This is a genomic window from Maccoyibacter intestinihominis (assembly GCF_040096355.1).
In the GTDB taxonomy this organism is placed as follows: domain Bacteria; phylum Bacillota; class Clostridia; order Lachnospirales; family Lachnospiraceae; genus Maccoyibacter; species Maccoyibacter intestinihominis.
Genome location: NZ_JBBMEX010000014.1, coordinates 36,115 through 60,253, shown reverse-complemented (window position 1 = coordinate 60,253; position 24,139 = coordinate 36,115). Strand labels below are relative to the sequence as shown.

At 42.1% G+C, this 24,139-nt stretch carries 20 protein-coding genes; 19 read left to right on the top strand and 1 reads right to left on the bottom strand.

Annotated elements, in window-relative coordinates:
- Nucleotides 1-22 precede the first annotated feature (22 nt).
- The 7 genes from WMO43_RS12230 (at nt 23) to WMO43_RS12200 (ending at nt 13,183) form a co-directional block, all read left to right on the top strand.
- The gene (locus WMO43_RS12230; RefSeq protein WP_353531401.1) at nt 23-2,311 is read left to right on the top strand and encodes a hydratase; all 2,289 of its coding nucleotides are present in this window, start codon (nt 23-25) and stop codon (nt 2,309-2,311) included.
- 9 nt (nt 2,312-2,320) lie between these two features.
- Nucleotides 2,321-3,658: an AI-2E family transporter gene (locus WMO43_RS12225; RefSeq protein ID WP_353531400.1), complete on the top strand. Its 1,338-nt coding sequence runs from the start codon at nt 2,321-2,323 to the stop codon at nt 3,656-3,658.
- A gap of 132 nt (nt 3,659-3,790) precedes the next feature.
- Nucleotides 3,791-6,154, top strand: a complete 2,364-nt coding sequence (locus WMO43_RS12220; protein WP_353531399.1) for a tetratricopeptide repeat protein — start codon at nt 3,791-3,793, stop codon at nt 6,152-6,154.
- A 29-nt stretch (nt 6,155-6,183) separates the two neighbouring features.
- Complete coding sequence (gene glgB, locus WMO43_RS12215; protein WP_353531420.1) at nt 6,184-8,085, top strand: 1,4-alpha-glucan branching protein GlgB; 1,902 nt, start codon at nt 6,184-6,186, stop codon at nt 8,083-8,085.
- A gap of 111 nt (nt 8,086-8,196) precedes the next feature.
- Nucleotides 8,197-11,067, top strand: coding sequence for a DUF6240 domain-containing protein (locus tag WMO43_RS12210; protein ID WP_353531398.1), 2,871 nt, complete (start codon nt 8,197-8,199; stop codon nt 11,065-11,067).
- A gap of 143 nt (nt 11,068-11,210) precedes the next feature.
- Nucleotides 11,211-12,692 carry a flagellin N-terminal helical domain-containing protein gene (locus tag WMO43_RS12205; protein WP_177963581.1) on the top strand — a complete coding sequence of 494 codons (1,482 nt, stop codon included), beginning with the start codon at nt 11,211-11,213 and terminating at the stop codon, nt 12,690-12,692.
- A 14-nt stretch (nt 12,693-12,706) separates the two neighbouring features.
- Nucleotides 12,707-13,183, top strand: a complete 477-nt coding sequence (locus WMO43_RS12200; protein WP_177963582.1) for a flagellar export chaperone FliS — start codon at nt 12,707-12,709, stop codon at nt 13,181-13,183.
- Between the two features lie 10 nt (nt 13,184-13,193).
- Here the strand turns inward: WMO43_RS12200 and WMO43_RS12195 are convergent, their stop codons facing one another.
- Nucleotides 13,194-13,412: a YaaL family protein gene (locus WMO43_RS12195; protein WP_177963583.1), complete on the bottom strand. Its 219-nt coding sequence runs from the start codon at nt 13,410-13,412 to the stop codon at nt 13,194-13,196.
- Nucleotides 13,413-13,977: 565 nt separating this feature from the next.
- Here WMO43_RS12195 and WMO43_RS12190 point away from each other — a divergent pair.
- From WMO43_RS12190 to murG, 12 genes are read left to right on the top strand one after another with little or no spacing between them, the layout of a single operon-like run.
- Nucleotides 13,978-14,385 carry a prepilin peptidase gene (locus WMO43_RS12190; RefSeq protein WP_353531397.1) on the top strand — a complete coding sequence of 136 codons (408 nt, stop codon included), beginning with the start codon at nt 13,978-13,980 and terminating at the stop codon, nt 14,383-14,385.
- Nucleotides 14,382-15,389 (top strand): P-loop NTPase family protein, encoded by a 1,008-nt coding sequence (locus tag WMO43_RS12185; RefSeq protein ID WP_353531396.1) that lies wholly within the window; start codon nt 14,382-14,384, stop codon nt 15,387-15,389. Before WMO43_RS12190 ends, WMO43_RS12185 begins: the two co-directional genes overlap by 4 nt.
- Nucleotides 15,379-16,620 carry a TadA family conjugal transfer-associated ATPase gene (locus WMO43_RS12180; RefSeq protein WP_353531395.1) on the top strand — a complete coding sequence of 414 codons (1,242 nt, stop codon included), beginning with the start codon at nt 15,379-15,381 and terminating at the stop codon, nt 16,618-16,620. The genes WMO43_RS12185 and WMO43_RS12180 overlap by 11 nt, the downstream gene beginning before the upstream one ends.
- Nucleotides 16,572-17,279, top strand: coding sequence for a type II secretion system F family protein (locus WMO43_RS12175; RefSeq protein ID WP_177962209.1), 708 nt, complete (start codon nt 16,572-16,574; stop codon nt 17,277-17,279). Before WMO43_RS12180 ends, WMO43_RS12175 begins: the two co-directional genes overlap by 49 nt.
- Nucleotides 17,269-18,468 carry a type II secretion system F family protein gene (locus WMO43_RS12170; RefSeq protein ID WP_177962210.1) on the top strand — a complete coding sequence of 400 codons (1,200 nt, stop codon included), beginning with the start codon at nt 17,269-17,271 and terminating at the stop codon, nt 18,466-18,468. The genes WMO43_RS12175 and WMO43_RS12170 overlap by 11 nt, the downstream gene beginning before the upstream one ends.
- Nucleotides 18,469-18,498: 30 nt before the next feature.
- On the top strand, nt 18,499-18,669 hold the full coding sequence (locus WMO43_RS12165) for a Flp1 family type IVb pilin (RefSeq protein ID WP_177962211.1): 171 nt from the start codon (nt 18,499-18,501) through the stop codon (nt 18,667-18,669).
- Nucleotides 18,653-20,191, top strand: a complete 1,539-nt coding sequence (locus WMO43_RS12160; protein WP_177962212.1) for a DUF5702 domain-containing protein — start codon at nt 18,653-18,655, stop codon at nt 20,189-20,191. Before WMO43_RS12165 ends, WMO43_RS12160 begins: the two co-directional genes overlap by 17 nt.
- Before the next feature lie 26 nt (nt 20,192-20,217).
- A complete protein-coding gene (locus WMO43_RS12155; RefSeq protein ID WP_353531394.1) occupies nt 20,218-21,075 on the top strand; it encodes a TadE/TadG family type IV pilus assembly protein in 858 nt (285 codons plus the stop codon).
- Nucleotides 21,076-21,117: 42 nt separating this feature from the next.
- A complete protein-coding gene (locus tag WMO43_RS12150) occupies nt 21,118-21,543 on the top strand; it encodes a prepilin peptidase (RefSeq protein ID WP_353531393.1) in 426 nt (141 codons plus the stop codon).
- A complete protein-coding gene (locus WMO43_RS12145) occupies nt 21,540-21,758 on the top strand; it encodes a hypothetical protein (RefSeq protein ID WP_353531392.1) in 219 nt (72 codons plus the stop codon). Before WMO43_RS12150 ends, WMO43_RS12145 begins: the two co-directional genes overlap by 4 nt.
- Entirely contained in the window at nt 21,749-22,978 is a 1,230-nt protein-coding gene (locus tag WMO43_RS12140; protein ID WP_353531391.1) for a DUF6382 domain-containing protein, read from the top strand. The genes WMO43_RS12145 and WMO43_RS12140 overlap by 10 nt, the downstream gene beginning before the upstream one ends.
- A gap of 38 nt (nt 22,979-23,016) precedes the next feature.
- Nucleotides 23,017-24,084 carry an undecaprenyldiphospho-muramoylpentapeptide beta-N-acetylglucosaminyltransferase gene (gene murG / locus WMO43_RS12135; RefSeq protein WP_353531390.1) on the top strand — a complete coding sequence of 356 codons (1,068 nt, stop codon included), beginning with the start codon at nt 23,017-23,019 and terminating at the stop codon, nt 24,082-24,084.
- Nucleotides 24,085-24,139 lie beyond the last annotated feature (55 nt).

Below are 24,139 nucleotides of genomic sequence, written 5' to 3'. Positions count from 1 at the left end.
TTCAGTAAGGAGGATATATCATATGAAGTTACATGAAGGCGGCGTTTACTTAGTAAACGGCACAGAGTTAATTCCGGAGGGACCGGAAGCAGCTGCACAGATCTCAGCAAAGACGGGTGCAGCCGTATCGAAGGAAGAGGCAGCAAAGAATACGATTGCCTATGGTATTTTAAAAGACCATAACACATCCGGAAATATGGATAAACTTAAAATTAAGTTTGATAAACTGACTTCCCACGATATTACATTCGTAGGAATCATACAGACAGCGCGTGCATCAGGACTTGAAAAATTCCCGATCCCATATGTGCTGACAAACTGTCACAACTCCCTTTGTGCAGTTGGTGGAACCATCAACGAGGATGACCACATGTTTGGTCTGACCTGTGCAAAAAAATACGGCGGAGTCTATGTACCACCTCATCAGGCGGTTATCCATCAGTTTGCAAGAGAGATGCTTGCAGGCGGCGGAAAGATGATCTTAGGTTCCGATTCCCATACACGTTACGGAGCACTTGGAACAATGGCAATGGGAGAGGGCGGACCGGAGTTAGTAAAACAGCTTTTAAGCCAGACCTATGATATCAATATGCCGGGCGTAGTCGGAGTCTATATGACCGGAGAGCCACAGCATGGCGTAGGACCGCAGGATATCGCACTTGCGATTATCGGAGCAGTCTTTGCAAACGGTTATGTAAAGAATAAAGTAATGGAGTTTGTAGGACCGGGTGTGTCCAACTTAAGTGCAGACTACCGTATCGGTGTCGATGTTATGACAACAGAAACCACCTGTCTGTCCTCTATCTGGAGAACCGACGAAAAGATCAAAGAATTTTACGATATCCACGGAAGAAGTGAAGATTACAAAGAACTGAATCCGGGAAATGTTGCTTACTATGATGGAATGATCGAGATCAACTTAAGTGAGATTAAACCAATGATCGCTATGCCGTTCCATCCAAGCAATGTGTATACGATCGAAGAGTTAAATGCAAATCTTATGGATATTTTAGATGACTGTGAAAAGAGAGCCTTAGTCAGCTTAGACGGAGCCGTAGACTTTACATTAAAAGACAAAGTCAGAAACGGAAAGCTCTATGTGGATCAGGGAATCATTGCCGGCTGTGCAGGCGGTGGTTATGAAAATATCTGCGATGCAGCAGACATTTTAAGAGGTACAAGCATCGGACCGGACGAGTTTACCTTAAGCGTATATCCGGCAAGTACCCCGGTTTATATGGAACTTGTAAGAAACGGAGCCGTTGCAGATTTACTTGAGACAGGTGCGATCGTTAAGACAGCATTCTGCGGACCATGCTTCGGAGCAGGTGATACCCCAAGCAACAACGGACTTTCCATTCGTCATTCCACCAGAAACTTCCCGAACCGCGAAGGTTCTAAGTTACAGAATGGCCAGATCGCATCCGTAGCATTAATGGATGCACGTTCTATTGCAGCAACAGCAGCAAACAAAGGATATCTGACTTCTGCAGCAGATATGGATACAGAATATACAAAACCGGCATATCACTTTGATAAGACCATCTACGAGAACCGCGTATTTGACAGCAAGGGTGTTGCAGATCCAAGCGTAGAGATCAAGTTTGGTCCAAACATCAAAGACTGGCCGCAGATGAGTGCTTTACCACAGAACATGGTATTAAAAGTAGTATCTGAGATCCATGATCCGGTTACAACAACCGATGAGCTGATCCCATCCGGAGAGACTTCATCCTACCGTTCGAACCCACTTGGATTAGCAGAGTTTACATTATCCAGAAAAGACCCTGCTTATGTTGGAAAAGCAAAAGAAGTACAGAAAGCACAGAAAGCCATTGAAGAAGGCAACTGTCCGTTAGAGGCACTTCCGGAATTAAAACCGGTGATGGATACCGTACGGAAAACTTTCCCGGATGCAGGCGAAGGCAATCTTGGTGTAGGAAGTACGATTTTCGCAGTAAAACCGGGTGACGGTTCTGCCCGTGAGCAGGCAGCATCCTGCCAGAAAGTACTTGGCGGCTGGGCAAATATTGCAAATGAGTATGCAACAAAACGTTATCGTTCCAACCTCATTAACTGGGGTATGCTTCCATTCTTAATTGAAGAGGGAGACCTTCCGTTTGCAAATGGAGATTATCTTTTTATTCCGGAGATCAGAAAAGCCGTAGAGGAAAAGGCATCTGATATTACCGCTTATGTCGTAAAAGGAGATCACTTAGAAGAGTTCCACTTAAAGATGGGTGAGCTTACCGATGATGAAAGAGAGATCATCTTAAAGGGATGCCTGATCAATTACAACCGCGTAAATTAAGGAGAATACATGGAGAATAAGGAGAACAATTCCCCCGAACTGAAAAAAAAATCACACTGGAATATCAGACCTTATATGGCAATTGCATTAACCGCATTTTTAGTGATCACACTGAGTATCATTTTCTTCTTCCTGATCTACCGCTATAACGGGTTTGCGGCAGGATGGAGAAAACTCACTGTCATATTGCAGCCGATCATCATCGGAATCGTGATCGCTTATCTGATCAATCCGATCATGATGTTTTTTGAAAAATATCTGCTGCGCTGGATCGAGCCAAAGATACAGAAAAAAGACAAGGCAAAAAAATTATGCCGAAGTCTTGCGACATTTGGCGCATTAGCAGTTTTCATTATGATCATTGCAATTTTGCTGATACTCTTAATACCACAGCTTGCAGAGAGTATTCAGGGCTTAGTGGTCACATTGCCGGGTGAGGTGCAGGAGTTGATAGACAAGGTCAATGGAATTTTGAAGAACGATTCAGAAATCGCAGACATGTTTGAGAATACGCTGCTGCATGCAACGGATTATCTGCGTAACTGGGCAATGAACGATCTGTTACCAAAGAGCAACCAGTATCTGACCTCTATTACTTCAGGACTGATCAGTATTTTTAAAGTTCTGTTAAATATTGTAGTCGGATTGATCGTATCAGTATATCTGCTGTTCAGTAAAGAGACTTTTGTCGGACAGTTTAAAAAGCTGACCTATGCACTGTTTAAACCGAAACGGGCAAACATTATCATAGAGACAGCTAGAAAGAGCAACGAGATCTTTGGCGGATTTATCAGCGGAAAGATATTGGATTCTACCATTATCGGAATTATCTGCTATATCGTTCTTTTGATCATGAAGATGCCATATGCCGTATTGGTCAGTGTGATCGTCGGTGTTACGAATGTGATTCCGTTCTTTGGACCGTTTATCGGTGCAGTACCGGGATTTATCATTATCGTACTTGCCAATCCGTTGCAGGGACTTTATTTCCTGATCGTTATTTTTATCCTGCAGCAGGTAGATGGAAATATCATCGGACCAACGATCTTAGGAGATTCCACAGGACTTTCTCCGTTCTGGGTAGTCTTTGCGATCATGGTCGGAGGCGGATTGTTCGGATTTGCGGGAATGCTCCTTGGAGTTCCGGTCTTTGCCGTAATTTATTACATTATACAGAGGGTCATCTATCACTTCCTGCGTAAGAAAAAGCTGCCGGAAGCGACAGAGCAGTATATCGAGCTGGACAAAGTAGATACCCGTACGAATGAACTCTGCTATTTTCAAAAAGAAGAAATTGATGTAAAAAAAGAAGATCAAACAGAGGAAAATACAGAGAATAAAAACTAAGGAAAAGCCGTATTCGACAGGATTTGCCGAATACGGCTTTAAAATAATAAATTTTGACACACAGGGTATCCTATGGTACACTAAAATGGATAAAAATCTGTCTATTATAGGCATATTCAGAGGTGACACAAGTTGGATAAATATGAATATAAATTAAAACTCGATCAGATGAAAAGTGCTTTTGCAGAGGGAAATTATCACATGGCAGAAGAACTTGCAGATTCCATTAACTGGAAACGTGTTCGCAATGCAAATTCCCTGATAAAAGCAGGAGAAGTCTATGAGACGGCAGAAAGATATGATGATGCAAAAGAAATGTTTCTGCTTGCATATGAACGTTCTCCGATTGGAAGAACGATCGTATACCGTCTTGCAGAACTGGCAATCCATGTAGGCAATTACGATGAAGCAATGGAGTATTATGAGGAGTTTGTAGAGATGGCTCCGAATGATAGTCTCAAATTTGTGTTAAAATATAAGATATACAAAGCAAAGGGAGAATCCCTTGCAGAGCAGATACAGATTCTTGAGGATTTAAAGGAACAGGAATATATTGAAGAGTGGGCATATGAGCTGGCATACCTCTATCATCAGGCAGGAATGAGCGAGAAATGTGTGGAAGCATGTGATGAACTGATTCTATGGTTTGGTGATGGTGCATATGTTGAAAAAGCGCTCGAATTAAAGATGCTCTATCAACCGTTGACCAAGCAGCAGGAAGAGAAATACCGCCAGTTCCGCCAGAAACGGGACGGAGTGGTTGAGGTGCGTCCGAATGATATGCTCAATTCCGGTGAGATCGTATCCGAAGTTGTGAAGATCCCGCAGGTTACGATGAATGCGAGCCGTTTTAATACGGTAAATCTTCAGAATGAATTGGCAAAAAATATGCAGCAGATCATGGATGCGACGGAAAAAGAAGAGGTCAACGATTCCATGGATGCCATTAAGAAAATGGTGGAGGAGATTCCTTATTTACAGCTTCCGCATGAGAGTGAGGAGCAGAAGGAAGAAAAATACGGACATATTGAGACGGATGAAGAGATCGACGGTTCTTTAAAGATTAATTTTAAAGAGATGTTGGCAGAGGATTCGGACGGACAGATCAGTCTGTACGTTCCAAAGGATCCGATGGTAGAAAGACAGATTACCGGTCAGATGAGCATCCAGGAAGTGCTGGAAGAATGGGAAAAGACAAAGCGTGCGGCAGAGGCAGCATTGCAGGAAGCAGAGCAGCGCCGGTTAGAATCTGCAAAAGCCAGAGCACTTCAGGAAGCAGAAGAGATCATGGAGCGTTTAGTCGATGTCATTCCTCAGTTGAATGCAGGTCTGTCGCCAAAAGAATTATTGGAACAGGAGTATATGCAGAATATGCCGGAAAAAGACGAAAAAGCAGCCAGATTATTTCAGAATGTCAATGACATTCTTACAAGAGAGATCGAGAAATTATCCAAAGAGAATAACAGCATTGATCAGATGATAGAAGAGAATAAACCAGCAGAGGAATCTTTTGGACAGGAGATGGAAAATGAAATGTCAGAAGAGTTATCAGAGGAGATTCCACAGGAACTGCCGCAGGTTTCCACAGATATCGGAGATTTATTAGTAGAAGAACCGATACCGGAGGAAATTGAAGCAGCAAAAGAACTGATGCCGGAAGAGCCGGCAAAACAGGAAGAACTTCCGCCTATCCAGATACCGGAAGATGTGATTGAGGATGAAGATGTAACGATGCATCTGACAAAGGCACAAAAAGAGATCTTTTCTTATTTTGTTCCGATCCAGGGAATGGAGCAGCAGCTCTGTCAGGTGTTGACCGGAGTGAAACGGAGACTTGGAAGAAGTACGAACTCTACAGAGGGAAATATCATGATCCAGGGAGGACCGGGCAGTGGTAAGACCGTACTTGCAACGGATCTGATCAAAGTCATTCAGGAGGAAACCGGACTGATCGGAGGAAAGATCGGTAAGATCGAAGCCGCTTCTTTAAATCAAAAGGATATTCCGGAATTGATGAAAAAAGTCCGCGGAGGCTGTCTGATCATTGAAAAAGCCGGAGAGATTACGCGTGAGACGGCAGTGAAGATGTCTCTTCAGATGTCACAGGACACCGCAGGAATGTTAGTTATTTTAGAGGATACCAAAGAAGGAATCCGTAAGGCACTTGGACGCGATGAAGAATTTGCAAGGAAGTTTACCGAAAAAGTCAATATACCGATCTTTTCCATTGATGAACTGGTAGAATTTGCAAAATCCTATGCACAGGAGTTAGAGTACGAAATTGATGAAATGGGAGTGTTAGCACTCTATAACCGCATCAGCAGTATTGAAAAACTCGATGAAGCAACAACGCTGTTTGAAGTAAAAGACATTGTGGATGAAGCAGTGGCAAAATCCGAAAAGGGCGGATTCAAAAAAGCGTTCAGCGTATTTGCATCCAAACGTCATGGACAAGGCGATAGAAAAGTACTGCAAGAAAAAGATTTTGAGGAATAGTGAAAGAGGTAAAGACTATGGGGAAAGCTATGGGTAACTTTACAGAACTGGATGCGTACCTCTTTGGACAGGGAACGCATTACGACATCTATAAGAAGTTAGGAGCACATCTGTCTGTAGACGGAAAGAAAAAAGGTGTGCGGTTTGCTGTCTGGGCACCAAATGCAAAGAGAGTATTTGTCATTGGAGAATTCAATGGCTGGGATGAGACAGCGAACGAGATGGAGCGTGTAGAACCGGAGAGTATCGGTGTGTTCGAGACGTTCGTTCCGAATATCGGAACGGGCGTTCTCTACAAATATCTGATAGAGACCGCGGACGGTACCCTGCTGTATAAGGCAGATCCTTATGCAAACGAGGCAGAGCTTCGTCCGGGAACCGCCTCAAAAGTAGCAGATATCGAGCATTTTAAATGGACAGACAGCAAGTGGATGAAAGACCGTGCCGCATGTAAGGATCCATATGAAAAACCGATGGCGATCTATGAAGTACATCCGGGTTCCTGGATGCGTCATCCGGGAAGAGAGGATGAGGGATTTTATACATATCGTCAGCTTGCACATGCGTTAGCGGACTATGTAAAAGAGATGGGATATACGCATGTAGAATTGATGGGAATTTTGGAATATCCGTTTGACGGCTCCTGGGGCTATCAGGTAACCGGCTACTATGCACCAACTTCCCGTTATGGTACACCGGAGGATTTTGCATATTTTGTGGACTATCTGCATAAAAAAGGCATTGGTATTATCTTAGACTGGGTTCCGGCACATTTTCCAAAAGACGCGCATGGGCTGGCAGACTTCGATGGAACACCAATCTATGAGTATGCTGACCCGCGGATGGGAGAACATCCGGATTGGGGAACAAAGATTTTTGACTATGGAAAAAGCGAAGTTAAGAATTTCCTGATCGGAAGTGCACTGCTTTGGATCGAGCACTACCATATTGACGGACTGCGTGTGGACGCGGTAGCTTCCATGCTCTATTTAGATTACGGAAAAAATGACGGAGAATGGATACCGAATAAATACGGCGAGAACAAGAATTTAGAAGCGATCGAATTTTTCCGCCATATCAACACACTGATCTTAGGCAGAAATCCGGGAACCGTGATGATTGCGGAGGAATCTACGGCATGGCCGCAGGTAACCGGCAAGGCGCAGTACGGCGGACTGAATTTTACTTACAAATGGAATATGGGCTGGATGCATGACTTTTTGGATTATATGAAGCTCGACCCGTATTTTAGAAAAGATAACCATCACAAGATGACCTTTGCAATGAGTTACAATGGAAGTGAGCATTATATTTTAGTGCTCTCACATGATGAAGTAGTGCATTTAAAATGCTCTATGATCAACAAGATGCCGGGTGAAGAAGCAGATAAGTTTGCTAATTTAAAAGCAGGCTATGCATTTATGATGGGCCATCCGGGTAAGAAACTCCTATTCATGGGACAGGATATCGGGCAATACCGTGAGTGGAGTGAGGAACGGGAATTAGACTGGTATGTATTAGAAAATCCACATAACAAAGGGTTGCAGGAATTTGTCAAAGAACTTCTTCATATTTACCGTAAGTATCCGTGTATGTATGAGTTAGACGGTGGCGGAGAAGGCTTTGAGTGGATCAATGCGGACGATGCAGAAAAAAGCATTTATACATTTTTAAGAAAAGGAAAAGACGCAAAGAAACGTCTGCTCTTTGTCTTTAATTTTACTCCGGTGGCAAGGGATGATTTCCGTGTCGGTGTACCGGAATTAAAGGATTACAAGCTGATCCTGACAAGTGAGGAAGAGCGTTTTGCGGGCAGCGGCAATGTACCGGCAAAGAAAACCTACAAAGCAGAGAAACGGCCATGGGATAACAGGGAATATTCGATAAGATATCCGCTGCCTCCATATGGTGTCGCAGTATTTGAATATTAGAGGATTCAGAAAAGAGGCATTTGTGAGAATGTCTCTTTTTTGCATTAAGTTTTTGGTCAAATATCCGAAATATATAGCAGAGAATACAAACAGAAGAAACCGGAGGCATCTATGAGAGTCGACTTAGGCAATCTGACAGAGATTACGAAAAAAAGTGCAGCAGTCCAGAATAAAGGGACGCAGGCTGTTTTAAATGAAAATATCACAACAAAAGAGACGGATAAGACAGGACATTCCTATACCGTTAAGAGTGTAACATATGAGACTCTGCTTGCAGAAGATAAAAAGAGTGCAGAGGATATCGCAATGCAGGCGGACGCGGTTGACCCACAGGCAATGCATGATGAGATGGCAGTGCTTGCGAATACGACTACAGAAGAAGACTATGAAAAAATGGAAGAAGACGGATATTCCGTAAATGATACAGAGATACCGGAAATTGTCACCGAAATGGACAAGATCAAGATCCAGCTTGCAAAAGCGGGCGTGGACATCCGTATTTTCGGAGACGATGTGAGCGTCGAGAAAATTGCGGAAGTCTTAGGAAGAGCCGGAGTCGGACAGATTGAGGCAGCATTGCGTATTGCAGATCTTCCGGCAACGGAGCAGAACGTCAGTGAGACGGAAGAAGCACTGGAAATGGCAGAGAATCTAGAGCCGCTTTCGGATGGTGCAAAAAAATACATATTAGACAACGGACTGGATGCTACGATCGACAATCTCTATAAGGCAGAATACAGTGCCGGTGGAACAGGAGAGTCCTATTCCGTGCCGTCCACCGAAGAAAATACAGATTTTTCACAATTGGATAAACAAATTCAAAAAATGCTTCAAGACACCGGATTTGAGATTACGGATGAAAATATCGAGGACAGCCGGTGGCTTTTAGAAAATGAGATCCCTTTAACAGCCGAGAATTTAGAAAGTTATCAGAGCTTAAAAGATTTACGGCTTCCACAGGATAACGAGGTGGTCTTAAAGGCGATTACGGATGCGATCGCACAGGGAAAACGTCCGAAGGATGCCGTTCTTGCGATCACCAGACAGCGTCAGTTAGAAGAAGTGCGTTTAGAAATGAGTGCAAAAGCAAATTATGCACTTGCCGGAAAAGATTTTTCGATTGATACGGATGCGATCGCAGAGACGATCGAGGCTTTAAAAAAAGCGGAAGAAGCATATTACGAGAAATTTTTATCACAGGGAGGCGTTGAACCGACAGAAGAAAATATCAAAATTTACCGGGATATTGAGCAGGTATTTGAAGAGTTAAAAGGCGTTCCGGCATATACACTCGGTGTAGAGGAAGGAAGCATTGAGACACCGCAGGAGCTGCATAAAGCAGGAAAAGTATTGCAGGATACCTTTGAAAAGGCGAATGAATCCTATGAAACACTGATGACAGCCCCAAGGAAGGACATGGGAGATTCGATACAGAAAGCGTTCCGCAATGTCGATGATATTTTAACAGACCTTGGTATGGAAACAAATCCTGCAAACCAGAGAGCAGTCCGTATCCTTGCATATAATCAGATGGAGATTACAAAAGAAGCGGTATTACAGATGAAGGCTGTGGATGAAAAGGTACAGCAGACATTTGAAAACATGAAGCCGCAGGTGGTCCGTGAAATGATAAAGAGCGGCATTAATCCACTGGACATGAATCTGGAAGAGTTGAACCGTACAGCGGTAGAAATTAAGGAACAGCTTGGCATCGACAATGAAGATGTGCGTTTTAGCAAATATTTATATAAATTAGAGCAGAACAGCGAAATTGCCGAAGAAGAGCGGAGTGCCTATATCGGAATCTACCGTCTGATCGCCCGTGTGGAACAGACAGACGGAGCGGCGATCGGCATGCTGGCACAACAGGGAGCGGAATTTACGATGAGAAATCTGTTAACGGCTGTCCGCAGCAGTAAAAAAGAAGGCAGGGAATATGCGGTAGATGATTCTTTCGGAGGACTTGAGGAGCTTGAGACAAGCGGAATCTCCGTAACAGAACAGATCGAAGCCGGATATCAGAATGATTGTATCAAAGATATCATGCGGGAGTTAAGTCCTGAGAAATTAGCAAAGATCCCGGATTGGGAGAACATGACACCGGAGCAGTTCAAACAGGAATTAGAGCAGCTTCCGGAGGATGTAAATCTGCAAAAATCCTATACAGAGCAGGAAATGGCAGAGTACCGGAACAGTGCCGTGGCATCGGAAGAAGTCTATAAGATGTTAGAGCAGTATGATCTGCCAAAGACGGTCAGTACGATCTTAGCGGCACAGGAAATGATCGGAAACCGGAACGGAATGTTCAGAAAGCTGTTTGCAAAAGCGGCAGACACCGAAGATGTGACGCTTGCAGATATTGAGCAGCAGGTCTTAGAGGAATTTGCGGAAGCCGTGAAATCTCCAAAGGATATGGCAAAGGCACAGAAGGTACTTGCTGAGACAGCAGAAAATGTAATGAAGTCCATGAAAAATGAATCCAACGTTACCAGTCTGGATTTAAAAGAGATGCGTATGGTGCAGACGCAGATCGAGTTAGGTACCAAAATGTCCAAAGAGGAGACTTACCAGATCCCGGTATTAGTCGGTGATTCCGTTACAGGCGTGTCATTGAAGATTGTCCGTGGCAAGGAAGAAAAAGGAAGAGTGGACATTTTATTTGAGGGAGACGCTCTTGGAAAGACCGCAGCCCAGATTTCTGTCAAAGACGATAAGATCGAAGGCTATATTGTATCGGACAGTCAGGCAACGTTAAGTGCCATGCGTGAACAGGAGGAAGCCTTAAGCGGTATGTTAAAGACCGAAGAAGAGCAGGAAGTAGAGATCCGTTATGTTCATGCAAAAGATGTGGATTTAGAAAAATTTTCCGCAAAAACCACAGAGACTTTCGATGAGGAACAAAGTCAGACCCAGACAAAGACACTGTATCATATGGCGGAGAGTTTTCTTAAGACATTACGGAGTCTTGAGATTTCACAGTAATTTTACAAAAAAGGCATACAGAAAATAAAGGTTTTACCGATATATAAAGTAACGGGAGGAAATCCCACAGATGACAGGATGGAGAGCAGCGCACGGAAGCGGAAAAGACAACGAGAAAGAAGAAGAAAAGAGAGGAAACAAGTATGAAGATCAATCACAATATGTCAGCAGTTATCACAAATCATCAGCTGTTGAATAATGAAAATTCACTGTCCGTTTCTATGGAGAAACTCTCTTCAGGACTTAGAATTAATCATGCAAAGGACGATGCGGCAGGAATGGCGATTTCTACAAAGATGCGCGCACAGATCCAGGGTCTGAATCAGGCATCCCGGAATGCATCCGATGGAAACAGTATTTTACAGACCGCAGACGGAGCTTTAAATGAAGTAACGAGCATGATCCAGCGTATGCGTGAGTTAGCTGTTCAGGCGGCAAATGAAACCAATACAGACGATGACAAAGACTCCATTCAGGATGAGATCGAATCCTTAAAAAAAGAAATTGACCGTGTATCCACCGATACAGAGTTTAATACAAAGACATTATTTAACGGAAGTCTCGATACCAGAGTGTATGGGGATCATGTTTCAAGAATTTCCGTATCAGATGCCGTAGCAGCAGGAAAATACAATTTTACGATCGATGAGGCTGCAACACAGGCAGTTTACAATGATCCGCTGGGTGCAGCAGTAACAACACCAAGCTATGTCGATGATAATGGAGATACGGCAGCAGATCTGGATGCAATTCCGGACGATGCGGCAGGTGTTGTCGTGATCAATGGCCGTGAGATTAAGATTGAAGCAGGAGATACGGCAACCGAAGTATATGGAAAACTGCGTGAAGGAGCAGAGCTTGGAGAGTGCAGTATCAATCCATTGATCCAGGCAGGCGGTATTTATGTGAAGAAGGATGCCGATTACACATTTGGCGACCCGTTACAGCTTACTTCTGATTTTTATGGAAGCGGTTCACAGGTAAAAATCTCCTGTGATAATGAGAAACTGGCGCAGTTCTTAGGCTTACCGATGAGCAATGCAGATAATATCCCAACCGGAAAGGATGCAAAACTTACGATCGATGCAACCTCTGCATTTGGAAATCACTGTACTTATACAACCGATGGAAATAAGATCACGATCACAAACAGATCCGGCTTTGAGATCAGCTTTTTAGCAGAAGAAGGTTATTCAGATACAACACCGATCCAGTTAGATGTAACAAACATCGGAACACTGACACTGCAGATCGGAGCAAACGAGCATCAGACCATGGATGTACGGATTCCGGAGATTTCTACAGACAGCCTGTATATTGACAATCTGGATGTTACAACCGTTAATGGTGCAGACCGTGCGATCATGCAGTTAGATGATGCATTAGAAAAAGTAAGTTCCGCACGTTCTAAGATCGGTGCATATCAGAACCGTTTAGACCATGCGATCAACAGCTTAGAGCAGGAAGGTCAGGATATGACAGCTGCACTTTCCCGAATCGAAGACGTAGATATGGCGGGCGAGATGACGGAATATACAAAGGATAACGTGCTTACACAGGCAGCAACCAGTGTACTTGCACAGGCAAATGATATCCCGCAGCAGGTACTTCAGCTCTTACAGTAAGCAGGTGAGAAAGTATGGAAAAAGAAAAGATCACAGAGTTTACCAGAAGGATCAGTCAGTGCAACCGAAGCGGGCTGACACTGATCACATATGAAATATGTTTTGTTCACTGTGTAGATGCGAAAAAGGCATATGCACAGAAAGAGCATGAGGTTTTCAAAAAAGAGGTACAGAAAGCCTCCGAGTGTGTAAACCGGTTGATGGAAACTTTGAATTTTGAATATGAGATCGCAAAAGAATTATACCCGGTTTACCGTTTTTGCCGTGATGAACTGGCAATGGCACTGGTGAAAAACGATATCAGCAGGGTAGAGAATGCAGAGAAGATCTTAAAAAATCTCTACGGAGCATTTGAAGAAGTCTCAAAAGAGGATTATTCCCGTCCGTTGATGGAAAACAGTGAGAAAGTCATAGCAGGAATGACCTATCAGAAGAATAATTTAACGGAAAACTATGAAATTGGAAATGAGAGCAGAGGATTCTTGGCATAGAATCCTCTGTTTATGCATTTTCAAATTGTTTTACACAGCCTAAAAGGAATTTGTAACGAAGCTGGACAGCGTTCAACTCATAGATAGAACTGTCGATCAAATCCGGGTCCACAGCATGTTCAAAATTTGCGTAAGCAATATCGAGTTCCTTTTTTGTCTTTCGCAGATCATCTAAAAGTAACATATAATGTGGGTCTTTGTTGCCCGCATCCTTCGTCAGTAGGAACATTCTATCACATCCTTCTGGAATATACATTCCTTTTTAGATTAGGGTGTCAAAAGGCGGTTTCCAGTTTTTTGATTGGCAACTTGCACAAAGCCGAGTCTGTTTTGTTCCGTTGTACGAAAATAAGAAAATCTAAGTCTGCCTGAGTTCGGTTACGATGGAGTGACGTGTACGTCTTAAATACCCCATCCATGGGGCTTAAGACTTTTGCTGCCGTCCATGGCAGCAAAACACTATACATGAACAGCCAGACTAAGATTTACTAATTTTCTCCCAAAGTCACAAAAGCAGTCTCAGTTTTGTGCAAGTTGCCAGCCACTAAGTTGTGAGCCGCCCTTTGACACCCTAATCCTTTTTATAAAGTATAATCAAGAAAAATCCAAAATATACAATATTTAGAAATTCTTTTTTTGACATCAAAAATGTTGAAAAACAAAGGGTTCACAGAATTTTTGTGGAAAATGGCAAAAAATATTTGTAAAAACTATACAATGGACAGTCTGTATGGAATAGGCTAAAATGCAACTACACAAAGGAGGGATGGCTTAGGAAAGTAAAATATATTATATTGCTGGGGATTTTAATTCTGGCAGTATGCTCCGATGTCCGTACTGAAAAGATCAGAAATAAGCTGATTTTAGCAGGACTGGCGACAGGATTTCTGATTCAAATCTATGAAAAGGGAATTTCGTTCATTCCCTTATGGTTCATTCAAATATCAATACCGATATTCTTATTTTATCCGATATTTCGCATAGGCGCTTTAGGTGCCGGCGATATCAAACTTTTTTCCGTAATAGCAGGATTTTTGACATTAAAAACGTGGTGGGTCTGCGTGGAAGCTGCCTTTCTTGTAGGAGCAGCAATGGGACTGTTCAAATTACTATTCAAAAACTATGTGAAGGATGCACATACGATTCATTTTTCTGTGCCGATTCTGGCAGGATATCTCTATTATCTGGGGGTGGTGAGATGAAAAAACAAAAGATCGCAATCTGTGATCAGGATGTAGAATACACAAGACAGCTTGTAAATTATATTGCAGCGAAAGAAAAAGACAGCTTTGAGGTGACTGGATTTTCTGATGAAAGTCTTTACCGGAAAAATGACGAAAACTTTGATCTGTTGCTGTATGAGGAGACCTTTTTTCAAAACAAAGAAGAAGCAGGCAGGGCCAAAAAAGCCATCTGCTTAAGCAATGGAGAAATTTCCACGGAACAGGAAAATATGCGGGTGCTCTTTAAGTACCAGCCGGCAGACCGGATACTGCGGGAAATACATGCCGGGATTGGAAAAGTGGCAGGGAGCATGGATACAAAGAGTATCTGGAGAGGTGAGAAGCAGATATTTGCCGTGTATTCTCCCTGGAATCATCGGCTTCGGACACCATTTGCACTGACAGCGGCAGAACAGTTGTCGGCAGGAAAAAAATTATTGTATTTGAATTTTAGCGTGTGCAGTGGGTTTTGCAAAAGCATGGGCTTAGAGCCGGATATGGATATGGGAGATTTATTTTATCTGTTAAGGGAAGGCGAGGAAGAACTCTTGGCAAAATTAAAGAGTAGTATTTATCCACTGGGAAGCTATCAGGTCATTCCACCGCCGGCAAATCCGGAGCATTACATGGAGTGGAAAAAGGGCGAGGTAAGGCATTTCTTAGAACTTCTTTTAGAAAAGACAGAGTTTGAAGTCTTACTTTTGGATCTGGGATGTGTGATGAGCGGATTTTTTGAAGTGCTGGATCTGTGTCAGAAAATCTGGATATTAAAGGAAAATCGGACAAGTAAAGATCCCGGAATAGAAGAATTAAAAGAACTTTTGGAAAAGTTTAAGGAAGGTTTAACAGGAAGAATGGAAGAAGTATTCCTGCCGGGAGGACAGGCGTGGCGGGAAGACGGAACGATACAGGTAGAGGAATTCTACATGGGTGAAGTAGGAAACTGTGTACGCCATTTATTAGGAGGAGAATATGCATCTTGATAACATGGAACAGATACAAAAACGTGTACTGGAAGATATGGATTTAAGTGAAGAGAATGATGATGCCCGGTTAAAGAAAAAGATAGAAGAAAAAGTCTGGGAATATGGAAAAGAGCATCTGATCTCGTTAGAAGAAGAACAGAGATATGTACAGGAAATCTTCTGTTCCCTTAGAAAACTGGATATCCTTGAGGAATTATTGCAGGATGATTCCGTAACGGAAATCATGGTCAATGGGTATCAGAAGATTTTTTATGAAAAAGCAGGGCGTTTATATGCCTGGGAAAAAAAGTTTACAGGAAGAGAAAAACTAGAGGATGTCATACAGAAGATGGTGGCAAAGAATAACCGGGTTGTAAATGAAGCAATGCCAATTGCGGATGCCCGCTTAGAAGATGGTTCCAGAATCCATATCGTATTAGAACCGACTGCAATAGACGGCTCCTGTATTACCATCCGAAAGTTTCCGAAAGAGCCGATGACGATGGAACGGCTGATAGAATTGCAGACACTCAGTAAAGAGGCAGCCCAATTCTTAGAGATGCTGGTAAAAGCGGGATATAACATTTTTATCTCCGGCGGTACAGGTTCCGGAAAGACAACGTTTTTAAATGCACTTTCCGGCTGTATCCCATCGGGGGAGCGTATCATTACGATTGAGGATTCCGCAGAGCTGCAGCTTCATGGAATAGAGAATCTGATACGTTTAGAGACGCGGTGTGCCAATGTAAAAGGGATGGAAGAGATTACGATCCGGGATCTGATCCGGGCAGCATTGCGAATGCGCCCCGACCGTATTATCGTCGGAGAATGTCGTGGGGCAGAAGCTTTAGATATGCTGCAGGCAATGAATACCGGACATGACGGAAGCCTCAGCACCGGACATGCAAATTCCTGTGAAGATATGCTACACCGTTTAGAAACTATGGTATTGATGGGAATGGAATTGCCGCTAACGGCGATCCGGGGGCAGATTGCATCCGGTGTGGATATTTTAGTCCATGTGGGGCGGATGCGGGATGGTTCAAGAAAACTCCTAAACATTATGGAAGTTGGAGCATATACGGATGGCAGGATAGAGTTATCTCCATTGTGGGAGTTTCAGGAAAAGGGTGAAAAAGGAGGAAAAGTTATTGGGGAATGGAAAAGCAGGGAGAAATTAAAGAATACACGAAAATTAGAGTGGGCAGGTATCGGGAAATCCTCATCGCAGCCGGCATTACGGCTCTGATCGCAAGATTATTCTACCAGAGTGTGAAGGCACTGTTACTGTTCTTTCCGGTATGTTATTTCTATCGAAGGTACAGTGCAAAAAAGGAGCAGGAGAAGAGAAAACGCCAGTTATTGCAGGAATTTAGGGACTGTATGGAAATGATCGAAGGAAATCTGCTTGCCGGATATGCATTAGAAAATGCATTTTTAGTTGCCGGAAAAGAGATGAAAGAACTACATGGGGAGGGGGGACTGATGCAGACAGAATTAGAAATCATCAATCGTAAGGTTTGTATGAACCAGCCGTTAGAAGTCGTATTTGAAGAATTTGCGAAAAAAAGCGGTATAGAAGAAATTGAGAATTTTTCAGAGGTGCTCTCTTTTGCAAAGCGTGGCGGCGGTAATCTGGTGGGGATCATACAGAATACCGTAAGAAATATCAGCAGTAAAATCCGGATTGAAGAAGAGATACAGACGATGATCGCACAGAAGAAATTAGAGCAAAAAGTAATGAATGTTATGCCAGTGTTTTTACTGTTCTATCTGGATATCACCTCTCCGGGCTACCTGGATGTACTATATCACAATATATTAGGAGTTATCTTTATGACAATCTGTCTGCTGGGCTATCTGGCATCTATCCTGCTCTCAGAAAGGATGGGAAGGATTGAAGTCTGAAAAAGGAACGGAAAAAACAAAGATAAAAAAGATTTTAGCAGCAGTCCTCCTTCTGATCGTATTTGTGATGGTCAGACAACAGACAGCGGGATCTTTAGAACATGGCTCTTTGCAAAGAAAAGAACCCGGAGAAGGAAGCAGTCAGAAATCGTTAGAGGCTATTGTTGACGGTGAATCCTATGATATAAATGTCGAGATTGCGGAACGCCGGTTTACCAAAAAAGAAGTGAAAAAAGAGTTAAAAAAGGCGAAAAAGGAAATTGATGCAACTTTCTTAGGAGATAACAAATCCCTGAATTCCGTAAAAAAGCCGGTGGTAATGAAAGATTCTTACCGAAACGGGAATGTAGAAGCAGAGTGGAGACTGGATTCGTATGATGTCATCAATACAGAAGGAGAGTTCGTAAAGAAAGAACTGCCAAAAAAAGGGGTATTATTAGAGGCCTGTGTGTTATTAAGCTGTGGAGAAGAAACAGAAGAGTACAGTTTTGGATTTCATGTATTTTCGCCGGACCTGAGTGTCAAAGAACAGATTGAAACAGCCTTAGAAAAGCAAAATCAGAAAAATAAAACAAAAAAGAATTTTATTCTTCCGAAAAAACTCGGAAAAAAAGAAATTCAATGGAAAGAACAGAATCCACATACAGTAGGAATTTTGTTGTTACTTGGAGTGGTTACAGGCGTACTCCTAAAATTCCGGGGACTGGAGGAAGAGCGAAAGAAAAAGAAAAAACGGGAAGAAGAACTGCTATTATCCTATCCCCAGTTAGTAACTACATTAGCGTTATTGATCGGAGCAGGAATGCCGGTATCCAAGGCATGGGGGAGAATGGCAGGACGTTATAAGAAGAATGGCACAGTAAAAAATGCAGCATATGAGGAGATCTGTTACACCTGGAATGAGATACAGGATGGTGTCGGAGAAAGAAAAGCATATGAGAACTTTGGGAACCGTTGTGCACTCTGGCAATACAAAAGACTGGCATCCCTATTAACACAAAATCTGCGAAAAGGAAGCTCGGAGCTTACGGAATTGTTATCGAAAGAGTCAGAGCTGGCAATGGAACAGCGGAGGAATCTGGCAAAACGGTTAGGAGAAGAAGCAGGAACAAAATTATTATTACCGATGATGCTGATGCTCTGCATGATCGTGGCACTTATCATTGTTCCGGCATTGATAAAGTTTTAGGAAGATTTACAGAAGTAAAGGAGGATATCTATGAAAAAAGGATTGAAAGACTTATTTTTAGAAGAGGATGGAATTGGTACGGTAGAGATGATCTTAATCTTAGTCGTGTTAATTGCCCTGGTAACAATTTTCAAGAGTCAGCTTACGACGCTTGTTGGTGAGCTGTTTACATCACTTTCGGAAAATGCAAAAGGTATATAGCAAGAAGGCAAGTATCACGGTATTTCTTACCCTGTTATTATTGCTGAGTGCATCCTTTTTCTTTGCATTGTTAGAAACGGCACGGCTTAAGGGACTTGGTACAAAAGCGGATATTGTCAGTGATGCTGCCTTAGAATCTGTCTTTGCAGAATACCAGAAAGAAATCTATGAGAATTATGGGCTGTTAATGTTAGATTGTGCGTATGGCAGTGGGAATTTTGCCATAGAAAATGTGGAAAAGCGTTTACAGGAAAAAAATCTTAATAATTTGAAGCAGTCAGAAAAAGAACTCTACGGGATCAATCTGACAGAGTGTAAAATTCCCGGATATCAGCTGCTAACAGATAACGGAGGAAATGTATTTCGCCATCTTGCAGCCCGGACAGCAAAAAGAGAAGCACTGGTACAGGAAGTGGATGATTTTGCAGAGGAGATACAGCAAAAAGAAACCTTAGAGCAGGAAAATGGAACGGTAGAAGAACGTTTAGAAGAGGCAAACAAAACAATAGAGGAAGTGGAACAGGCGAAACAGGCAGAAAATACAGAAAGTGCAGAAAAGCCGGAACAAAAAGAAAGTACAAAAAATACAGGAAATACAGAGGAAAAAGAGAAAGTGTGGGATATTTCCGCTCAGAAACCACAAGAAGAGGTAAAAAACCCCATTGAGGATGCAAATCAGTGGAAAAAGAGTGCTGTTTTATCACTGGTGATAAGGGATGAGAGCCAGCTGTCTAACAAAGCAATAGCATTAGAACATACATTAGAGCATCGACAGAAAGAAACCGGAAATCTTCCGGTACAAGGAGCAATATTAGAAGAATTGTGGTTTGTAAAGTATTTAGAAACCCATATGGGCTCTTACCGACAGATTTCATCCAATCATGCATTAGACTATGAGTGGGAATATATTTTAAATGGAGAGTCTTCGGACCGTGATAATCTAAAGGAAACCGTGAAAAGTTTAATAATGATTAGAGAAATAGCAAATATGGGATATCTGATACAGGATCAGCAGAAGTGTATCGAGGCAGAAGAGCTGGCAGTCGCATTGATGGGCTGGAGTATGAATCCGCCAGTTGTGGATGCTACCAAATGGGGAATCTTAGCTGCATGGGCATATTCTGAAAGTATACTGGATGTACGGGCATTGTTAGAAGGCAGAAGAATTGCGTGGATAAAAAATGCAGAACAGTGGACAACCGGTATCAATCAGACAGGGGAAGCAGTAGATGGATTTGCGATGGCAAAGGACTGTGAGAATGGATGGGATTATTTGAAATACCTGCAATTTTTAATCTGTATGAAAAAAGATAGTGCAGTAAATTACCGTTCCATGGATATCATTGAGGTAAATACAAACGCAATGTATGGAAAGAGCATACAGATGGATCATATGATGACCGGATGTGAGAGCAGGGTAAGTTACGAAGCAGAGCCGTTATTCTGGAATATGATCACGATCCAAAGGCTTGGAATGGAGACTTTCCAGATAGACAGGTGCAATCAATATACATATTTTTAGAAAAAATGGATAGGAGGTGCGTGGATATGTCTCTGTTTATAAAAATTAAATGTAAATATTATTTATTTGGAAAAGTAGTGAATAAAGCTCTCTCAAGAAGAAAAAGAAATAGAAAAATCCTCTGTTTGACAGAGACATATCCACGCACTTTCTATCGTGCATCCCTGACGGTGGAAGCAGCCGTCGCACTTCCGTTGTTTATTGGCTTTATGGTTTTTCTGCTGTTTTATTTTCGGATCATGCAGACAGAGATCACTATGGAGCAGGCAATGATGTATACAGCAAGGGTAGAAGCAGCATGTGTGAGTGAAAGCTCCGATACTGTACATCCGGCAAAGGTACAGTTGCATTTTTTAAAAAGTGCAAAAGAAGAAAACGTACCATTTGAATATATTGATGGGGGAAAAGCGGGGATTTCTTTTAGCAAATCCAATTATGAAGGAAGTGAACTGATACTGCACGCCAGTTACCGGATGACAATACCGGTAGGATTCTTTGGAACGTTGAGATATCCGGCGGAACAGGAGGTATCCGCAAGGAAGTGGACAGGGTATATTCCGCAGGAGGATGATGCAGGAAAAGAGAAGCTTGTCTATGTAACAAAGACCGGAAAGGCCTATCATGGCAGCAGGGATTGTGCCTATCTGGATCTGAGTATCCGTACAGTGTCATTAGAGGAAGTAGAAAGTTCAAGAAATAAAAATGGAAGCAAATATGTGCGGTGTGGAAGTTGTTGCAAAAAGAAGAGTGGAAAAACCTGTTACATTACAGATTACGGAACCTGTTATCATGTGAGTTTGGAATGTCGGGGATTAAAGCGAACGGTGTATGTAATTTCCATGGACAAGGTTGGTAAACGTCATCCATGTAAGAAATGTACATAAAAATTCATGTAAAAATAAAAGTATAGGAAATAGTCAGGAGAAATGTTAAAGAAAAGTATAATTTTTATGATGTTACTGCTGTTTTCAATAGAGGATGTCAGGAAAAAGAGGATTGATATTCTGCCGTTATTGGCATTTTCGGTAATAGGAGCAATATATCAGACAGTGACAAGGGCTTTGACCATACCGGAAATCTGTGGAGGTATGCTGTTGGGAGTGGGATTGCTCGGAATTGCTGAGATGACAGGTGAATCATTAGGTTATGGTGATGGGCTGCTCTTTCTGGTTACCGGTATTTATCTGGGAGGATGGGATAATTGCTCCCTGTTGATGACAAGCCTTGTACTGGCGTTTGTTTTTGCCATAATACAAATATTAGTGCGGAAAAAAAGTGCAAAATCAGAAATTCCGTTTGTACCATTTGTATTATCCGCCTATGTGTTATATTTGGGAGGACAGATCATATGAAAAAATCTTTAAAAGCGAGCTATACGGTAGAAGCATCCATGCTTATGCCATTGGTACTGTTTTTTATCTTTCAGGGATTTGCACTCGGGATCTCCTTATGTCAGGAAGTTCAAAAGGCATCGGTTTACTCTGCACGATTACAGGAATTATCGGGTGCAGATATTTTTAAAAGAAGCGAAATGTTAGAAGAAGCAGGGGAAAATATATGGAAATAGAGTATAGAAGAACGTGGAACCGGAGTTTTATGCTGGTGACAGGTTATGTGGAAGAAGAGAGCTATGAATTAAGAATGTTAAAACACAATGCAGTCATGGGATTGCTGCCGGTGCAGGATGTACAGGAAACAGGAGAAATCCGGTTTTGTTACGATATTACAGGAAAAAAGTCGCTGGAGTGTTATCTTGAAAATAATGCGTTAAATCTTGTGATGATCAAAAAGATTCTTGAAAACCTTATACATCTGTGCCGGGAAATGGAGCATTATCTGCTCAAAGAAGAGAAAATCCTGTTAAAAGAAGATATGATCTTTATGGATAGCAGAGAAGAACAGTTTTATTTCTGTTACTATCCGAATAAAGAAGGAGAACTCAGGGAAGAGTTTGCAAATTTGATCGAGAATATGCTGCCGCAATTAGACCATGAAAATCGTGAGGATACAGAAAAAGTATATGCAATATATGAAAAAACCCGTGAAGAGAACTACAGTCTGTTAAAGCTGCAGGAATTATTTTTTGCGACAGAAGAGGAAAACGACTGGGAAATGTGGCAGGAATACAAAGAAGTGAAAAACGAAACAGCAGGGATAGAGCCGGTAGCTGTAAATCCTCAAAATCCGAAAAAAAGCGATAAAATAATGTCATTAAAAAAATTAATATTACAGGTTTTAGAAAAAGGAATATCCGCACTACATCTGGACAAATTAAATAGAAAGAAAAAGGAACTTTCCATGCCTGCAATTCCGGTTCCTTTTATTAAGAAGAAACAAAAGGAATCTTCGCCGGAACGTAATAAGATCCATTTATCAGAGCATAGAAAAATAGGTGCGTCAGAAAAAGATCCGGCATATCCAATGGAACAGGATAGAACATATCTATCGGGGCAGAGAGAAGAAGCCGTAACCGGTGCCAGACTGATCTACCTTGGCGGAGGAGAAGAGCGGGATTTTGTAGTAGATAAAGATATTTTTCTGATCGGAACGGATGCATCAGCAGTCGATGGAGTACTGAAATCAAGAGCAGCAGGAGAAATACAGGCGAAAATTACAAGAGCAGAAAATACTTATTATATAGAAGATATGAATTCGGCAAATGGAACACTTGTAAATGGTGAAATCCTGATCTATAAAGAGGTTCGTAGATTAGAAGAAGGTGACAGGATTACCTTTGCAGATATATCGTATAGATTCTTGACTTTTTGCAATAACAGTATAATATAAATAAAGTAGAAAACAGATAGTAGCGAGAGGAAACGAGAATGAAGAAAATTGTACTGACGGGCGGAGGAACAGCGGGACATGTAACACCAAATATCGCACTTCTTCCGGGTTTGCAAAAATTAGGTTATCAGATAGATTACATTGGTTCTTATGAAGGGATCGAGAAGAGATTGATCGAATCCTATCATATTCCATATCATGGAATATCTTCCGGTAAACTCAGAAGATATTTTGATGTAAAGAACTTTACAGATCCGTTTAAAGTTCTAAAGGGTTATCATCAGGCAGTCAGACTGTTGGGAAAATTGAAACCGGATATCGTCTTTTCTAAAGGCGGATTTGTCTCTGTTCCGGTAGTATTAGCGGCAAAACACCGCAGAATACCGGTAATTATCCATGAATCAGACATTACACCGGGACTTGCGAACAAACTGGCGATACCATCGGCAACAAAAGTGTGCTGTAATTTCCCGGAGACACTGCAATATCTGCCAAAAGGAAAAGCAATTTTAACAGGTTCTCCGATCCGCAGCGAATTGTTACAGGGCAGTAAGGAAAAGGCACTGGAATTCTGTGGATTTGAAAAAGGAAAACCGGTCATGCTGGTGATTGGTGGCAGCATCGGTTCCGTATTTATCAATCAGGTGGTACGCGAAGCACTGCCACAGTTATTAAAGGAATATCAGGTGATCCATCTGTGTGGAAAAGGCAATTTAGACAACAGCTTGGCACAGACAAAAGGTTATGCACAGTATGAATATATCAAAGATGAGTTAAAAGATTTATTTGCACTTGCAGATATCGTAGTATCAAGAGCAGGAGCAAATGCGATCTGCGAACTTTTGGCATTACATAAGCCAAATATCCTGATCCCGCTGTCAGCAGCAGCAAGCCGCGGAGACCAGATCTTAAATGCCCGCTCCTTTGAAAAACAGGGATTCAGCTATGTAATAGAGGAAGAGACACTGACGGTGGATATTCTGCTTGAGGCAATCCGGAAAGTCTATGCCGACAGGGAAGATTACCGACAGGCGATGGAGAAGAGCAATCAGATGGATTCTGTCGAGACGATCTTACAACTTATCGAGAGTGAAGCCGGTAAATAATAAAAAATGTGAAAAGTCTCTTTTGTGATAATCAAAAGAAACTTTTCACACAATA

Bases quoted from the DNA above. Each gene is read 5' to 3' on its own strand.
- WMO43_RS12230 (WP_353531401.1), top strand. From the start codon at position 23: ATGAAGTTACATGAAGGCGGCGTTTACTTAGTAAACGGCACAGAGTTA.
- WMO43_RS12225 (WP_353531400.1), top strand. From the start codon at position 2,321: ATGGAGAATAAGGAGAACAATTCCCCCGAACTGAAAAAAAAATCACAC.
- glgB (WP_353531420.1), top strand. From the start codon at position 6,184: ATGGGTAACTTTACAGAACTGGATGCGTACCTCTTTGGACAGGGAACG.
- WMO43_RS12210 (WP_353531398.1), top strand. From the start codon at position 8,197: ATGAGAGTCGACTTAGGCAATCTGACAGAGATTACGAAAAAAAGTGCA.
- WMO43_RS12205 (WP_177963581.1), top strand. From the start codon at position 11,211: ATGAAGATCAATCACAATATGTCAGCAGTTATCACAAATCATCAGCTG.
- WMO43_RS12200 (WP_177963582.1), top strand. From the start codon at position 12,707: ATGGAAAAAGAAAAGATCACAGAGTTTACCAGAAGGATCAGTCAGTGC.
- WMO43_RS12195 (WP_177963583.1), bottom strand. From the start codon at position 13,412: ATGTTCCTACTGACGAAGGATGCGGGCAACAAAGACCCACATTATATG.
- WMO43_RS12185 (WP_353531396.1), top strand. From the start codon at position 14,382: ATGAAAAAACAAAAGATCGCAATCTGTGATCAGGATGTAGAATACACA.
- WMO43_RS12180 (WP_353531395.1), top strand. From the start codon at position 15,379: ATGCATCTTGATAACATGGAACAGATACAAAAACGTGTACTGGAAGAT.
- WMO43_RS12165 (WP_177962211.1), top strand. From the start codon at position 18,499: ATGAAAAAAGGATTGAAAGACTTATTTTTAGAAGAGGATGGAATTGGT.
- WMO43_RS12160 (WP_177962212.1), top strand. From the start codon at position 18,653: ATGCAAAAGGTATATAGCAAGAAGGCAAGTATCACGGTATTTCTTACC.
- WMO43_RS12155 (WP_353531394.1), top strand. From the start codon at position 20,218: ATGTCTCTGTTTATAAAAATTAAATGTAAATATTATTTATTTGGAAAA.
- WMO43_RS12150 (WP_353531393.1), top strand. From the start codon at position 21,118: ATGTTAAAGAAAAGTATAATTTTTATGATGTTACTGCTGTTTTCAATA.
- WMO43_RS12145 (WP_353531392.1), top strand. From the start codon at position 21,540: ATGAAAAAATCTTTAAAAGCGAGCTATACGGTAGAAGCATCCATGCTT.
- WMO43_RS12140 (WP_353531391.1), top strand. From the start codon at position 21,749: ATGGAAATAGAGTATAGAAGAACGTGGAACCGGAGTTTTATGCTGGTG.
- murG (WP_353531390.1), top strand. From the start codon at position 23,017: ATGAAGAAAATTGTACTGACGGGCGGAGGAACAGCGGGACATGTAACA.